The organism is Microcoleus sp. AS-A8, assembly GCA_039962225.1.
Classification (GTDB): domain Bacteria; phylum Cyanobacteriota; class Cyanobacteriia; order Cyanobacteriales; family Coleofasciculaceae; genus Allocoleopsis.
Genome location: JAMPKV010000014.1, coordinates 65388 through 82398, shown reverse-complemented (window position 1 = coordinate 82398; position 17011 = coordinate 65388). Strand labels below are relative to the sequence as shown.

The 17011-nt window shown below is 47.1% G+C and carries 11 protein-coding genes; 9 read left to right on the top strand and 2 right to left on the bottom strand.

The annotated features are described in order from the left end of the window. Window positions 1–435 precede the first annotated feature (435 nt). From NDI48_21630 to NDI48_21595, 8 genes are all read left to right on the top strand, one after another. The gene (locus NDI48_21630; protein MEP0833771.1) at window positions 436–3258 is read left to right on the top strand and encodes an insulinase family protein; all 2823 of its coding nucleotides are present in this window, start codon (window positions 436–438) and stop codon (window positions 3256–3258) included. Between the two features lie 321 nt (window positions 3259–3579). Further along, complete coding sequence (map, locus tag NDI48_21625) at window positions 3580–4410, top strand: type I methionyl aminopeptidase (protein ID MEP0833770.1); 831 nt, start codon at window positions 3580–3582, stop codon at window positions 4408–4410. 507 nt (window positions 4411–4917) lie between these two features. Further along, a complete protein-coding gene (locus NDI48_21620; GenBank protein MEP0833769.1) occupies window positions 4918–5154 on the top strand; it encodes a hypothetical protein in 237 nt (78 codons plus the stop codon). Between the two features lie 465 nt (window positions 5155–5619). Further along, the gene (locus tag NDI48_21615) at window positions 5620–8109 is read left to right on the top strand and encodes a sucrose synthase (protein MEP0833768.1); all 2490 of its coding nucleotides are present in this window, start codon (window positions 5620–5622) and stop codon (window positions 8107–8109) included. A gap of 215 nt (window positions 8110–8324) precedes the next feature. Next, on the top strand, window positions 8325–11285 hold the full coding sequence (gene pgmB / locus NDI48_21610) for a beta-phosphoglucomutase (protein MEP0833767.1): 2961 nt from the start codon (window positions 8325–8327) through the stop codon (window positions 11283–11285). Window positions 11286–11402: 117 nt separating this feature from the next. Next, window positions 11403–11540, top strand: coding sequence for a hypothetical protein (locus NDI48_21605; GenBank protein ID MEP0833766.1), 138 nt, complete (start codon window positions 11403–11405; stop codon window positions 11538–11540). Between the two features lie 328 nt (window positions 11541–11868). After that, window positions 11869–13437 carry a hypothetical protein gene (locus NDI48_21600; protein MEP0833765.1) on the top strand — a complete coding sequence of 523 codons (1569 nt, stop codon included), beginning with the start codon at window positions 11869–11871 and terminating at the stop codon, window positions 13435–13437. Between the two features lie 271 nt (window positions 13438–13708). After that, window positions 13709–14188: a hypothetical protein gene (locus NDI48_21595; GenBank protein ID MEP0833764.1), complete on the top strand. Its 480-nt coding sequence runs from the start codon at window positions 13709–13711 to the stop codon at window positions 14186–14188. On the opposite strand, the gene argB is transcribed toward NDI48_21595, so the two are convergent. Continuing rightward, on the bottom strand, window positions 14185–15093 hold the full coding sequence (gene argB, locus NDI48_21590) for an acetylglutamate kinase (GenBank protein MEP0833763.1): 909 nt from the start codon (window positions 15091–15093) through the stop codon (window positions 14185–14187). The genes NDI48_21595 and argB overlap by 4 nt on opposite strands. A 208-nt stretch (window positions 15094–15301) precedes the next feature. Here argB and cobW point away from each other — a divergent pair, with 208 nt between their 5' ends. Next, window positions 15302–16342, top strand: a complete 1041-nt coding sequence (gene cobW / locus NDI48_21585) for a cobalamin biosynthesis protein CobW (protein MEP0833762.1) — start codon at window positions 15302–15304, stop codon at window positions 16340–16342. Window positions 16343–16371: 29 nt separating this feature from the next. Here cobW and NDI48_21580 read toward each other — a convergent pair whose 3' ends face one another. Beyond that, window positions 16372–16914 (bottom strand): adenylate kinase, encoded by a 543-nt coding sequence (locus NDI48_21580; protein ID MEP0833761.1) that lies wholly within the window; start codon window positions 16912–16914, stop codon window positions 16372–16374. Window positions 16915–17011: the final 97 nt, after the last annotated feature.

Genomic DNA, 17011 nt, shown 5'->3' with positions numbered 1-17011 from the left:
TACTTTTTAAATGAGCTTGCTTCGCTGTTGGCTGTTCACGAATGATGCAACGGGTTAGGAGTAGGCTGGAAAAGTTCGGCTATTGTGCGATCGCCTAGAGTGTGATACATAACTTTACCCAGTCCTCATCAAAAGCTCAACTCACAGGATGTGTTTCTTGGGACTTTTAGGGATTGGAGCTATGACGCGTGGACTTAAGTCCACAGCAAGTTTTGCCGCTTGTTGAGAATTCTGCAAGATATTCGTTAGAAACAGAGAACTTGGCTGTTAAGGGAAGATAATACAGTTTCTGCTCCAAGAAACCCATTGAGTTTTGCTCTTGAAACTCAATACATAGAACATTATTCTTAGATTCTCTGTCCCGATTCGTAGTCTGCGATAAGCAAACTCATATTACTCTCCCCTTCCTTGTCTCTGATTCGCTCAACAAAACCTATGTATTTCCGGTCTAATGCTCGTCGCCGCAGTCTTCTAATTTTGCTTTTCAGCCTCTGCTTGAGTGCAGTGGTATTCACGACGAAAGCCGCTTCAGCTCCATCAGAGGTTTTAGTGTCTCAACGCCCAGCAACCTCACCTTCAGGTACCAGCACTGAACCCCAAGCCTTTGCACTCACTCAAGATGTTCGTAAAACAGTTCTGGACAATGGCCTGACTGTCCTCACGAAGGAAGTACATACGGCACCCGTAGTCACAGTGCAGGTATGGTACAAAATTGGTTCTCGTGATGAAGCTTCTGGAGTGAATGGAATTGCCCATCAGTTAGAACACATGATGTTCAAAGGCACCAAAGAGCGTCCCATTCAATTTGGTCGTCTGTTCAGTGCCTTAGGAAGTTCATCCAACGCCTTTACCAGCTACGATCAGACAGCTTACTTCGGCACAGTTGAGCGGGAAAAACTGAAAGCCTTGTTGGTTCTAGAAGCAGACCGGATGCAGAACTCCCTGATTGAACCGCAGCAACTCGAAAAGGAAAAGCGTGTCGTCATTTCTGAGTTGCAGGGGTACGAAAACAGCCCTAGCTATCGCCTCAGCCGCGCCGTGATGCGTGCGGCGTTTCCCAACCAACCTTATGGTTTACCTGTAGGGGGTACTAAGGCAGATGTACAGAAGTTTACCGTTGAGCAGGTACGGGACTACTACCGTAAGTACTACAGCCCTGGGAATGCCACGTTAATTATCGTAGGTGATTTCCAAACAGAACCGACCCTGGCAGCCGTTAAACAGACTTTTGGCAAAGTCCCAGGAAACTCATCAGCCAATCTCGATCAGACAACGTCTATTTCTCCCATCCAAAAACCAAAATCTAACAGCCAAAAGCCAATTGTCCTGCGTGAAGAGGGCAGCGCTAGTTTCATGCAAGAAGTGTATCCGTTACCCGCCGCCAATCATCCTGATGTACCCGCGCTGGATGTGATGGACTATATCTTGACGGGTGGACGCAATTCTCGCCTAACCCAAGCTTTGGTGGAATCCGGCATTGCTAGCGATTTGTCAGGGGGTGCGGTTAACTTGATTGGAGCAGGCTGGTATGAGCTTATGGCTACCGCTGCTCCCGGTCAAAAGCTAGAAAAAATTGACCAAGTTCTGGCGTCAGAGTTAGCTCAGTTGAGAGACAAGGGCGTTACTGAGGAAGAACTCAAGCGAGCCAAAACCCAACTCACTGCCAACGTAATTTTAGAGAACCGCGATATCACCAGCCAAGCGATGCAACTGGGTTATGACGAACTATCGGGGGGTGATTATCGTTATACAGACCGCTATCTGGCAGCCGTGCAGAAGGTGAGTGTTGCTCAGGTGCAGCGCGTGGCTCAAACTTACCTGACGCCGGAAAATCGAACGGTGGGCTTTTTTGAACCCACTCAACTGGATGAGCAGGCCAATCAAGGGTCGGCGGATGCGGGGAAAACAAGTGAAAACTTCAGCGATGGCTCTCCCGTAGACCCGTCTGAGGTAGCGAAATACCTACCTGCTGTAGACTCATCAGCGACACCAACAACCCAGGCGTTACCGGAAGAGATACGGTTAACCAATGGGATGCGAGTATTGCTGTTACCGGATCGCAGTACGCCAACGGTCACCCTAAGCGGGTATATGGGTGCGGGTACAGAGTTTGATTCTCAAGCTAAAGCGGGTTTGGCAAGCCTAACCGCCGATAATGTGATGAATGGGACAAAATCGCGAGATGCCTTAGAGATTGCGAAAGTCTTGGAAGATCGAGGCGCGAGTTTGGGCTTTGGGGCGAACCGAGAAGGTGTGAATATCGAGGGAGACAGTTTAGCCGCCGATTTACCCATCTTGATTCAAAGCTTTGCGGATGTGGTGCAAAATGCGACGTTTCCCCCAGAGCAACTAGAATTGACCCGCCAACAAATGCTCACGGCTCTGAAAGTTAAGTTAGATACGCCATCACAGGTAGCTCTGCGAACATTCCAACAGACCGTTTACCCGGAGAATCATCCTTTCCACGCTTTTCCCACCGAGGAGAGCTTGAAGGGGATTACTCGTGAGGATGTGGTGGATTTTTATCAGAAGCATTATCGCCCAGATACCACAGTATTGAGCCTAGTGGGTAACTTTGACCCAGCCCAATTGCGATCGCTCCTGGAAACCCAACTCTCTTCTTGGCAAGATAGCGGTCAATCCCCCGTTGCCAATTATCCACAAGTACCTCTGCCAAAAACTAGGGTGGAATTGAACCCCGTGCTACCGGGGAAGACTCAGTCTGTTACCTTGTTGGGTTATCGAGGAATTGACCGACAAGACCCGCGTTACTACGCCGCATTGGTGTTGAATCAGATTGTAGGGGGCGATACTTTATCGAGTCGGTTGGGTACAGAAATTCGCGATCGCCAAGGGCTGACTTACGGCATTTACAGCTACTTCCAAGCTGGATTACATCAAGGCCCCTTTTTGATTCAAATGCAAACCGCACCCGAAGATGCCCAAAAAGCGATCGCCAGTATCATCGTGCTGCTCCAGCAAATCCAAGAAAAAGGTGTTACCCCTAGTGAAGTTGCCGCAGCCAAACGTTCGATTGCCAGCGAGTATCCAGTGGGTCTTGCGGATCCAAGCAGTTTAGCGCAGACGATTTTGAATAACGAGGTGTATGGTTTAGGGTCTTCAGAACTTCGCAACTTCGTCAGTAAAATCGAATCCGTTACGGTAGAGCAAGTCAATCAGGCCGCCAAAGAGTTACTGCATCCAGCCAATCTAGTTGTGGTAACCGCAGGCCCTTCGGTGTCAGCCTCCAAGAACTAGTACATCCACCAGTTGGTAGCTGGGGAGGGGGGCCGGAGCTCATACGAGGACGGGGGGCGCGTCAGAATTTAATCGCATCATTTGATGAACAAACCCAATGACTGATGCCCAACCCTCCCTACAATCTGATGATCGAGTTGATTACCGTTTCCGCCCAGTAAGCCATCACCGCTTCAGGTCGGTGTACTCGGCGAAATCCTGAGTTCAATCCCTCATCGCTTCACAGGGAGAGCCTAAGAGGTCTTATTGAAGCAATGTCACGCTACCTTAAAAGATAGAAGCCACTCACCTAAGTTCACATCTCAGCCATTTGTCAGTCGCATGAAGAAAATTTTTAGCAATTTACTGTTCAAATCCTCTACCCCTCCCACGCCTAAGAAAAAACGCCGGGGTATAGAAATCAAGTCTGACCATGAGATTGAAATCATGCGACAGGCCGCTAAAATTGTGGCAACGGTACTCCAAGAAATTGCTCAGAGGGTGGAACCGGGAATGACCACCGCTGACTTAGATGCCTATGCCGAAAAGCGCATTCGTGAAATGGGAGCAACACCGAGCTTCAAAGGATATCATGGGTTTCCGGCTTCCATCTGCTCCAGTATTAACAACGAAGTAGTGCATGGTATTCCTAATCGCAAGAAGGTCATTCATACCGGAGATGTCCTGAAAGTAGACACGGGTGCTTACTACCAAGGCTTTCATGGTGACTCTTGCATTACCCTAGCGATTGGGGAAGTGACACCAGAAGCGGCTCAATTAATTCGGGTGGCACAAGAAACGCTCTATAAAGGAATTGAACAAGTTAAGGCCGGAGCTTACTTACTCGACATCGCGGGGGCAATTGAAGACCATGTGAAAGCTCATGGCTTTAATGTGGTAGAAGATTTTACCGGTCACGGCGTCGGGCGAAATCTACACGAAGAGCCTGCCGTTTTTAATTACCGTACCCGTGAACTGCCGAATGTTAAGCTCAAAGCGGGAATGACGTTAGCGATCGAGCCGATTTTAAATGCTGGCTCCAAGTTCACTCGCATTCTATCTGACCGTTGGACAGCCGTCACCCTGGACAATTCTCTATCCGCTCAGTTTGAGCATACGGTCTTAGTGACCGAGGATGGCTATGAAATTTTAACAGATCGCACGAAAATCTAGGTCATACTAGAAGTAATTAGAGTGTCTTCCGACACACCGAGCCAATAAAATTGCTGGGGAAATTGTGCTGTTTGGTGATTGGGTTTATTTGTGTGAAGGCAAACTTACCATTCGTGTCCTGAATGCAATCCAATCACCTGTAAATTGGCTTTCGGCTAAAAAGTGACGAATTTTGGAGCTACCTAAAAAAAAGCCTCCAACCTTGGGGGTCGGAGGAAGAATTACAGGGTGCATCTACCATTTCACTATTCCTGGGCTAGCACGGCTATCCGGATCGATTGATGGAATTGAATGAGATTTCTTGACTTCCGTGAACTCTTAACTGGAGTGAAATCTTAATAAGATAAGCTCAGTCGAAAGGTATAAGCTGGCGCGTCTCCAAATTGCATACACTTGACGGTCAAGATGTCCAGACTGCGAGAGTTACTGAAATTTGAGCCTGCAAAATTGAAAGCTTGTGAGCTCACTTCCTATTTTGGCCAGAGAATTTTGAAGACTCTGCTAAGAATGGGCGAAGGACAGATTGAGCAGCCTAGAATTGTGCAAGGGATGCATCGGATGAACTATCACGCTAGGCAGCGATTGTGGCTATACCTCTATATAGAAGACGGGCGGAGTTTGTCACGACTTCCAAGGCAAGGGCGCAGTCAACAAGTTCAGTGGGTCGGACGGATTTCGGTTCGTTTCTCTTGCATCTTGTTGCTCCTGCTCATTGCCGTTAAAACCCTACAAGCCTTGCCTTAGCGTAAAGACAACCAGACTGAGGCCCATAGGGGTCTGTCCATAGGTAGTCAGATCAAGCGGAATCAGATGCTTACATAGCGTTTGTGCCGCGAGACTCAACTCTAGCTGCTTTGCAGCAGAGCCCATGCTTCACGCCATTGCCGCGAAGCGGGATGTGATGGCCTAGGACACCAGCTATTTTTGTAGCGGCTCCTATCGGAGGAAGCGGATTGCTTTGGGCAAAACTGACCTCATGACAGTATTCGTTGCGAGAAGCGCACAATCCTCTATATTCTTCCAGAGGAGGGAAGTAATGCGCCGTTAATAATAGGTAGTGGGTAATAGTAGAGGAAAACGATTTTTCTGCTCTACCGGAAGCGCCCAAATCCATGCCAAGGGAGCCGATTTACTGTGCAACCAACCGAGGTAGCCGGACTATGTTAAAAATCGCTCTCATCCATTACGCAAATGCAACAGGGAGGAACCATGTGTGAACTGTTACGAGCTGTTCTTGATGGTGACGAGAAGGCCGATTTGCGCCAGTTACTGGATCAATTACGCGCCAATCATCGAGAGCGGTACTTCCTGAAAAATCAAATTTTACAAGCTTTTGAAGACTACTGCAACAACTACCAAAAACCAGCTTACTTTTCCCGCACTTCCGCTCTGGGCGAACTCATCCATTATACCCATGAAATTATTCTGGAAAAGGAGAGCGTCTGGTTCATTGTCCGGCCTAAAATTGCCTCTCAAGATATCTGTCGGCTGGCAGTAGACTTAAGCCATTTTGAATCGATGCCGGTGCAGGCGTGGCTAAACTTACAAGATCGTTTTGTATCCGGTGACACAACTGGCTTATCGGACTCTCCGACTGGACACGAAGGCACTGTCGCTACCAGTGGCGTACTCGAAATTGATGTCCGTCCCTTTTACGAGTCTTTCCCCACGATTCGCGACCCTAGAAATATTGGCAAAGGGATAGAGTTTCTTCACCGTTACCTATCGAGCCAGCTATTTGCCAATAGTAAAGCAGGGCGAGATAACGTCCCTTCGCAGCAGTGGTTAGAGGCTTTTCTGGACATACTGCAACACTCAGAGTATGAGGGAACACCGTTGATGATTAACGAGCGGATTAACTCAACCGCTCAGTTGTCTCAACAAGTCAAACGAGCCTTAACCGTTGTGGGTGAATGCCCAGCAGATGAGCCTTACGAACAGTTTCGCGCAAAACTCCACATGTTGGGCTTTGAACCCGGATGGGGCAACACGGCCGGTCGGGTGCGGGAAACGCTTGAACTGCTCGATCGCCTCATTGACTCGCCAGATCATGGCGTATTGGACGCCTTTATTTCCCACATTCCACTCGTCTTTCGTATTGTCCTGGTTGCCATCCACGGTTGGGTGAATCAAGAGGATAGCTTAGGTCGTCCTCTAACCGCCAGTCAGGTGGTTTATGTGCTCAATCAAGCTCGGAGTTTAGAACAGCAGCTCCAAGAAGATATTAAGTTAGCCGGGTTAGATGTAGTGGGTGTTCAGCCCAAGGTGATTATTCTCACACGTCTGATTCCCAATAGTGAAGGAACTAAATCACACGAACGTCTAGAAAAAATTCAGGGTACCGAAAATGCCTGGATTTTGCGAGTTCCCTTCCCCGAATGTAATCCCAATGTGACTCAAAACCGAATTTCTCGGTTTGAGCTTTGGCCTTACCTGGAATCTTTTGCCCAGAAGGCTGAAACAGAACTCTTGGCAGAATTTAAGGGGCGTCCTAACCTAATCGTTGGCAATTATTCGGATGGCAATCTCGTCGCCTTTCTGCTAGCCCGACGCTTTAAAGTCACCCAGTGCAGTATTGCTCACGTTTTGGAAAAGCCGAGATATCTCTTCAGTAACCTTTACTGGAAAGACCTAGAAGAAGAGTATCACTTTTCGCTGCAATTCACTGCCGATTTGATCGGAATGAATGCTGCTGATTTCATCATTACCAGCACGTATCAAGAAATTGTGGGGACACCCGAACAGTGGGGACAATATGAGTCTTACAAGTACTTCACCATGCCCAATCTCTATCATGTGGTTGATGGCATCGATTTGTTCAGCCCCAAATTTAATGTAGTGCCGCCTGGAGTGAATGAAAGCGTTTTCTTCCCTTATACCCAAAGTTCAGAGCGAGTTTCCAGCGAAACCGAACGAATTAAAGCATTGCTCTTTACTCACGAAGATTCGCAGATCATAGGTCACCTTGACGACACGAGCAAGCGACCACTTTTGGCTCTCGCGCCCCTCTACCCCAGCAAAAACCTCACGGGTTTGGTGGAATGTTTTGGTCAAAATCCAGCATTACAGGAGCGCTGCAACCTGATATTGGGAACGGGCAAAGTGCGTCCTGATGAGGCTAAAGACTCCGAAGAAAGAGGTGAAATCGAAAAGCTCCAGCAGCTCATCGACCAATACAATCTTCACGGTAAAGTCCGCTGGCTAGGACTGCGCTTCACCACACCAGATAGCGGTGAAGTCTACCGTGCGATCGCTGATTGTGGTGGGATTTTTATTCATCCAGCTCGCTTTGAAGCCTTCGGCCTGTCAATTTTGGAGGCGATGGTTTCGGGTTTACCCACTTTTGCAACTCAATTTGGTGGCCCTTTAGAAATCATTCAGGAGGGACAATGTGGTTTTCATATCAATTCGACTGACCTAGCAGGAATGGCTGAAAAACTTCTGCAATTTATTGAGCGATGCGACCAAGAACCCAACTACTGGAATGAAATTTCTCAACGTGCCATTAAGCGAGTTCGGGACAAATATACCTGGAAAAACCACACCAAACAACTGCTTGGCTTAGCTAAAATCTACGGCTTTTGGAATTATGCTTCTGTTGAAAATCGGGAAGCACTCCTTCGCTATATGGAAGCCCTATTTTATCTCTGCTACAAGCCGAGAGCTGAGCAATTGTTACAGAAACACATGCAACAGTAGGAGCGGATTAATTTTGGAGTTTTGATTTTGGATTTTAAATGAATAGGTCACAGATCAATCAGGGTGCTTGAAATAAAGTTGGCTAACTAAACCATCAAAAATGTACGCTACCGTGCTCTGCCCACGGTACGGCAACTGATATCTAACCTTGGAGGGTTAGGGGTCAACTCATAAGTCAGGAAAGCAATTAGCAAAGCACAAAGGACAACGGATAAATGACTCAGCACAAAGAACAAAATTGCCATAATACTTATACTGACTGGGCTGTCATTGAAACCCAGTTTGACCCAGCTCAGTTGCATTATAAGGAAACGGTTTTCACTGTAGGAAACGGCTACCTGGGTACGCGGGGCAGCTTTGAGGAAGGCTATCGGGGTGCGATGGGAGCTACCTTGATTCACGGCGTCTATGATGATGTTCCGGTTGTCCATACTGAACTGGCGAACTGCCCTGATTGGTTACCGTTAGTGGTGATCATCAATGGCGATCGCTTCCGCCTCGATCAGGGCGAGATACTCAGCTATAGGCGTCAGCTTGATGTGCGGCGAGGTGTATTGAGTCGCGATGTACGATGGCGTAGTGAATCGGGTTACACCGTAGACATCCATCTCGAACGCTTTGCCAGCTTAGTTGATCAGCATGTGTTGGCGCTGCGCTGCCAGGTAACCGCCCTCAATTTTGAGGGAAAGGTTGAAATTCAAGCGAGTATCAACGGTTACCCCGACAATCAGGGCGTTATGCACTGGGAATGGCTCAACCAGGGCGATGTCACCACAGACGAGGGTGATCACGCCGCCTGGATACACCTTCGCACGCGAAACACGGGTATTGAGTTGGGGATGGCAACTCGCGTCACCGTATCGGATGCGAATGCCTCCGTGCGCGTCAGTGGGTGCCAGGGTTATCCGAGTTTGGCGGCGACATTCCCCGTTCAGTCTGGACAGACGGTGACGTTGGAGAAGCTGGTAACTGTGTTTACCTCACGGGAAGAAAAAGCTCCTGCCCAGGCAGCGGTAGATAAGATTAAACAGCAGCCCAACTATGCAACCCTGCTGTCCGCTCAGGAAGCTGCTTGGGAAGAGGTATGGCAATCCAGCGATGTGGTGATTGAGGGGGATACCAAAGCCCAACTGGCGATTCGTTATAACCTGTTCCAGTTGTTAATTAGTGCGCCGCGTCATGATGATACGGTGAGCATCCCTGCTAAAACGCTTTCTGGTTTTGCCTATCGCGGTCACGTTTTTTGGGATACGGAAATCTTTATCCAGCCCTTCATGATTTTCACCCAACCCGATTTGGCTCGCAATTTGCTGACCTATCGCTACCATACCCTGAACGGAGCACGGCGCAAGGCGAAAGACTCTGGTTACAAGGGGGCGATGTTTGCCTGGGAAAGTGCCGGGACGGGAGATGAGGTGACTCCGCGTTGGGTGCCACCCGCAGACGACAGTGAGGAACTGGTCAGGATTTGGTGTGGCGATCGCGAACTTCATATTAATACAGATGTGGCCTACGCAGTATGGCAATACTGGCAGGCGACGGGTGATGATGCTTGGATGCGCGATTACGGTGCCGAACTCGTTTTGGACACTGCCGTGTATTGGGGAAGCCGTGTAGAGTGGAACCCCAAGCAGGAGCATTATGAGATTCGTGAGGTGATTGGTACCGATGAGTACCATGAACATGTGAGCAACAATACCTTCACCAACCGGATGGTGCAATGGCATCTGGAAAAGGCACTGGTTGTCCTGGATTGGCTGCATAACCAATATCCTGAGCAAGGGGCAACCCTGGAAGGAAAACTCCAAGTTACCCTAGAGCGACAAGCTCGTTGGCGGGACATTATCAGCAATATCTGGATTCCCTACGACCCGGAAACTGGCATCATCGAGCAGTGTGAGGGATTTTTCAAGCTCGAAGATATCAACCTCGCTGATTATGAACCCAGAACGAAATCGATGCAGACTATCCTAGGCATCGAAGGAGCCAGCAAGCGACAAGTCCTCAAGCAGCCGGATGTGTTGATGCTCCTTTATTTACTGCGTGAGACTCCTGGCATCTTCTCAGACCTCCGGACGCTGCAAGCGAATTGGGACTATTATGCACCACGCACGGATATTACCTATGGTTCATCCCTGGGGCCAGCGATTCACGCAGCTTTAGCTTCCTACCTGAATCAACCGGAAGAAGCTTATGAGCGTTTCATGCAAGCGGCTTTGGTGGATTTGGAAGACACACGGCGCAATGCCAAAGAGGGCATTCACGCCGCATCAGCGGGTGGGGTATGGCAAGCTCTGGTCTTTGGGTTTGCGGGTATTCGGATTAACGATGCCTATCCCCAAGCTAAGCCACATCTGCCTAAAGGCTGGACACGCTTGAAGTTTAAGTTACAGTGGCGCGGAGAGTGGTATGAGTTCGATCTGCGTTCAGAAGAAGTAAAGGAGGAATTAGGAGAGATGGAAGACAATACGAATGGGAAATCTGCCGATCACAAGCCCGACATTCAGGGAGTGATTTTTGACCTCGATGGTGTACTTACGGAGACGGCGGAATACCACTACCGGGGTTGGCAGCGCTTAGCGGATGAAGAAGGTATTCCTTTTAATCGCGAGGCTAACGAGGCAATGCGAGGTTTGTCACGTCGGGATTCACTCCTTCTGATGCTGAATGGACAATCGCGCACAGAAGAACAACTCGAAGAAATGATGGAGCGCAAGAACCGCTACTATCTGGAATCGATTAAGGATATCAGTCCAGCGGACTTACTGCCGGGAGCTGTTGAGTTACTCGATGAACTGCGTGCGGCGGGGATTAAAGTGGGGATTGGTTCAGCCAGCAAAAATGCTCAAGAAGTGATTCAACGCTTGGGAATTAGCGATCGCGTCGATACTATTTCAGATGGCTTTAGTGTAACGCGCTCCAAGCCAGCACCGGATTTGTTCTTACACGCGGCGGATCAATTGGGTCTTGCACCAGAGCATTGTGTGGTGGTGGAAGATGCAGCTTCGGGTGTGGAAGCAGCTTTGGCGGCTGGGATGTTGGCAGTGGGACTTGGCCCGGTTGAGCGGGTTGGTGTGGCTCACGTTGTCTTGCCTAGCTTGGAAGGAGTACAGTGGGCAGATTTACTTGCTAAATTGAGCCATGTTGAGCGTTCTCTCCATGCACCAGTGAGATAACGGATATCGAGATAGGTTGAATTTTGACATGAAGGGCAGGCGTCTCGCCTGCCTTTTTTATTATGAGGCGCAAATAAAAACCCCCCGAAAAGAAACTTTCCGGGGGGGCATTACAGGGTGCATCTACCATTCCTTTATTACTGGCGATATCGTAAGTATCCGGAAAAGGTTGGGGAAATTCGGCAGCTAATTTGCCCCAATAATACCCAATCCGTAGAGACAGCCATTGAGGATGTATTGCACTGTGTGCCCTAACCGCCTTGGCTGTTGCTATATTTCCAGATGGTCATCCAACGGCATTTAAACCACTGGTGGTTACAATATCAGAATCAGATCTGGGCGCAGTAGTTGGACTACTTGCCATATATTTTTGAACAGTTAAGACTCTCTGAAAGAGAACGGTAATGACTGATGTTAGCCTTAGCCTTTGAAACGATTGGCTGAATTGAGATGGAGTTCCTGTCTTTCGTTGCACTCAAGGTTGGTAATCTGGAGCAGAGAACACAGTGAAGTTCAGAACAATCCTTTGAGCGCTAGTTTGTCACAAAACTTTTCTTTAGTTGTCAATTAGTTCGGAGTTTAAATGATGAGCCACAAAGTTTATGCACCTAATATTCATTTGTTTGCCTTTCATTCGAGTAATGAATCTATCCATCATTCCTCTTTAAGGAAAGACTTAGATGACGAACTCCTTTGGAAAAAATGCGATGAAATTTTTGTAAAATTTAAAATTGAACAGCAACTTAAAGTTAGAAAAATATCCGATGGTTTGCGAGTGGCGTTACTAGAAGGAGCCACGGATAACATGATTTCCTTACCCTTGGAAGGTCAAATTGTTCATGAAGAGCAAAACCACAGAATGACAGGATTAGCTTGTCCTCTCCAAATAGAAAATAACTATGCTTTAGCTTTGAATCTTCGTATTCCTGAATTTGATGAGAAAGGCCAAAAAACGGAAGAGTTAGAACTTACATTCTTTAAAGATTTAAATCAAGACAATTGTTTTTTACCTAAAAATATTAGTAGCTCAATAGGGCAAACGGTACTGCTAACAGGTTGGCTATCGCAGCGACAGCAGCCCAATAAAAGGCTATGGCGAGAGATAGCCGATGAGTGTGTACAAAATTTCCTGGGGAAAGAGTTAGAACAGTGTCCACCTTTATATCAATCAGGTCAATTATTTGGTAGCCCAATTTTTGAATATGGGAATCCCTATCAGCCTCACATTGATGGTCAAATTGTTGTATGGCTGTTTGTGAGGGAAGTTTTTAATGGTAAAGTTGATTCAAAAATAGACAATAATTTTGGTTTCTTTTACCAAAAGATGATTGATTTATTATACTATCGACAAAATATTATTAAAGCTTATCAACTTGCTTTAGCAGCCTATGCTGATATTCAGCATAAAAATAAAACGATTATAGAGATAATTAATAAGATAGGGGAACTTCCCCAAAAACATCATCAGTCAACAGAGGTGAAGCCAGATCTATTGGATATTGAAATAAATTACTTTAAAGAAAAGCTAAGAATTTTGGCAAAATTGTCTTTAGATTATACCGAGGGAATACAAACCCTAGAAAGCAATCGTTTAACGATTGAGGCGAATACCAAAAACTACCTTGAGAAACTTAGGCAAGTTCAAGAAAGATTACCCAATTATGATTTAAATTTCCTTTCAGGTTTTACTCAAAAAACGTGCGGTGTTTTTCAAGATGAGCTAAAAGTAAAACTCAATGAATCTGTGCAGAAATCTAGCTTGGTAGGAAAAGCGATCGCCGCAATTCGGGGTATTGTGGAGATTGACAAAGTACAGCGCGATCGCACTTTAGAGGAAACCTTACGCGCCAATGAAATTGCCGCTCAAAAACGAGAGAAAAAGTTGCAAATTTGGTTTGCTCTTGTTGTTATTTGCCTCGCTGTGAGTAGCATTTCTTCACAAGCATCCTCTCCTGTAAAAACGGTTCTAAATTACCTCAAACCAGAACAACCGTTAGAATCTCCTCTTGCCAGCTTTATTCATTTTTTCTTCTATAATTTTTATGATATATTGCTTCAGACTTTAGTTGGAATTGTTGTTGCTTTACTGCTGGGGTTAGTGGTTTGGTTAATCCCCACACAATCCCATCCATCCAATCATTCCAAGGACTAACGGATTTGAAATTTTTCTTATCTTGCTCAAGATGTAGGGTGTCTAGATGAGGCACCCTACTTTTAGCTCATACAACAGGGTGAGGTACAATCTATCCTTCTTGTTGTACTTTGAGAGTAGCCTAAGACCGGATTAGGTTAAAGTGCAACCGGGGTGCGGAACACAATTGTCAGTTAAACCTTCAATTAATCTATTCATCCCCTACATGTTTTGAGGTGAAGCTATGCTCTCCCCACTTCCATCTCGGCAATCTTATTTCAATCGATTCAGAGTGACGAAAGCTCTAACTCCTCTCAGTCTGGGAATTGTGGTGCTGACATCAGTCGGAATGCCAGCACAGGCACAATTCGGCGGATTTCCAATGCAGTCTCCTACAACCCAGGTGATTGGCAGCCCAATTCCGAGTCCTGTACCGGTTGTTCCGGGTACCATGAATCCCTCTTCGCTTTCGCCCTATAACTCCAATCCTTATTACAATCCCAATAATTCCTATTACAATCCCTACAACTACAATGGCTACAACCAAGGAATTATCACACCTGGCAGTGGAGTGATTCAAAATTCGACCTTAATTAATCCCACCGTCATTAATTCCAGGATTAGTGATTCGGTACTCGTTGACCCTGTGATTATTGATTCACGAGGGTATCCTCGAAGAGTATTCAGGCAACCCTCTGGTATCTATAATTCCCCCATCTACAATCGAGATCGATACAATCAGCCTGGAATTAGGGTTCGGATTGGGTACTAAACGACACTTGCAGTACGCATAAATTCCGATGCCACAATCATTGAGCCAATCCCCTCATCGGTGAAGATTTCCAAAAGCAGGGCATGGGGAATGCGACCATCAATAATGTGAGCGGCTCGAACGCCTTGAGCTAGCGATCGCACACAACACGTTACCTTAGGAATCATCCCACCGGCAACAATACCTGTGTCAATCAAGGCACGCGCTTCTTGAATATCCAGCTTGGCAATCAGGGTCGATGGGTCTTTGTAATCCTTTAAAATTCCCGAAGTATCGGTGAGCAAAATTAACTTTTCTGCCCCCAAAGCGGCAGCGATTTCACCCGCAACCGTGTCAGCATTGATATTGTAGGCTTGGCCGGTATCATCTGCGGCAACACTCGACACGACTGGAATATAGCCACTATTCACTAAAGACTCTAAAAGCTTAATATCTACACTACTGACTTCCCCAACGAACCCAATGCCCTCGTGACCCTCTGGACGGGCTTTGATTAGGTTGGCATCTTTGCCACAAAGCCCTACTGCTTTACAACCGGCACGGTTAATCAGAGAAACCAATTCTTTATTCACCCGACCCACTAACACCATCTCCACCACATCCATCGTGGCAGCATCGGTCACGCGCAGACCATTTTTAAATTGTGGCTCAATACCCAGTTTCCCTAACCAACTATTGATTTCTGGCCCCCCACCGTGAACGACGACTGGTCGCAAGCCGACGCAGGCTAGAAAGACTACATCGCGGATCACTTTGTCTTTGAGGGAACCGTCTTTCATTGCCGCCCCTCCGTACTTAACGACGACGGTTCGACCCGTAAATTCTTGGATGTAGGGTAGTGCTTCACTCAGCACCCGCACACGGGTGGCTTCAGCTTGCCTAATGTAATTGCTATCGTGACTCATGGGCAGCAAATCTAACACAAAAGAGGCATCCACAGCAGTTTAAATCATTTTTCATCCCTTAAAATCCCAGGTTCAAGTGTGGGTGTCCGCTAAGTTGCCAAATCATGACATGGGAAAATGGACGAATGCAGGATGTTCAATCGCACTTCCCTTGAGCCAATACCTGCGCTTTAATGGGAACTCTGGTCATGTTCACAAGGAGTTCTCAATGGGTGCCAAAATTCCCGTTACGGTTGTCACTGGCTTTCTAGGGAGTGGCAAAACGACATTGCTGCGCCACTTACTCCAAAACAACCAGGGACGACGGATTGCTGTGGTTGTCAATGAGTTTGGCGAAGTGGGGATTGATGGAGAACTCTTGCGTTCTTGTCAAGTATGCGACGACGAAGAAGAGACAGCTAGCAACATTGTGGAATTAACCAATGGTTGCCTGTGTTGCACGGTTCAGGAAGAGTTTCTCCCCACGATGCAAGAACTCTTGAAGCGTCGCGAACAGATTGACTGTTTGTTGATTGAGACTTCTGGGTTAGCCTTGCCTAAGCCCTTAGTTCAAGCGTTCCGTTGGCCTGAGATTCGCACGGGTGCTACGGTAGACGGTGTTATTACCGTTGTAGATTGTGAAGCGATCGCATCGGGTACCCTGGTTGGTGACCTCGATGCCTTACAATCACAACGCGAGGCTGACCCTAATTTAGAGCATGAAACGCCGATTGAGGAACTGTTTGAAGACCAGTTAGCTTGTGCAGATTTGGTGTTGCTGACAAAGAGCGATCGCGTGGATGCCGAGACTCAAGCTAAGGTACAGGAATGGTTGCGGCAGCAGTTGCCTCAAGGGGTGAAGGTAGTTCCTTGCCGTAATGGTGAGATTAACCCTGAGTTATTGTTAGGATTCAATGCGGCGGTAGAAGATAACTTAGATGCTCGTCCCAGCCACCACGACACGGAGGAAGAGCACGAGCATGATGATGATATCAATTCGGTTCACGTCATTTTAGACCAAGCCTTTGAGCCAAATGTGCTAACTGCAAAGTTAAAACAGTTGGTGCAAGAGCAAGAAATTTACCGAATTAAAGGGTTTGTGGCGGTTCCCAACAAGCCGATGCGGATGGTGGTGCAAGGAGTAGGCGATCGCTTAGAGCATTTCTTTGACCGTCCTTGGCAAGCAACAGAACCACGTCAAACTCGTTTGGTGTTGATTGGTCGTGCGCTTAACCAGTCGCAAATTGAAAAAGTTTTGTGTTCGGTTTGAGGGTGGATGCGTGAAGCATAGCTATCGCGTTAGCGTTCCCGTTCGGCAAACTTAGTCTCATTTTCAATTAATTCAAAAAATTCCGAAATCTGTTTAGTCGAGCGAATGTGATAAACAGTTTTGATGCTTTGAGATTGCTCGATATACTCACGATATTTTGGGGTCAAATATTTGTGACATAACCAAAGCACGCGGTAGCTAGTCAGCGAACTCCTCAATATTGGACTATTTTGGGGCCAGCCATCTGGCGGAGAAACGTAACCTGTGATGAGTCGTTTAGTTACCCACCAGAAATGCACATATAGCGGTAGATCAATAAAAACCAGACTATCCGCCTCGTTCAGTCGTAGCCAGAGGGTTTCCATGCAACCAAACCCGTCAATAATCCATCGATCAGTAACTAAAATTTGCTGATGGACGCGCTTATAGTCTTCATGTGGAATTGACTCACCCCCTGGTTGATATTGAATCTTGTCCAAGACGTGAAGTGGCAAACCAGTGATTTGGGATAATCTCTTGCTTAGAGTCGATTTACCGCCTCCAGTATTACCAAACACCGCTACTTTTTGCATCGCCACTCTCCTTTTTCTGCAATCAAGTCACCTCCTATACCAGGAGGACAGTTGCTTTATCTGTATCCCTATTTTTCTTGGATAAGTTCTGCTAGCA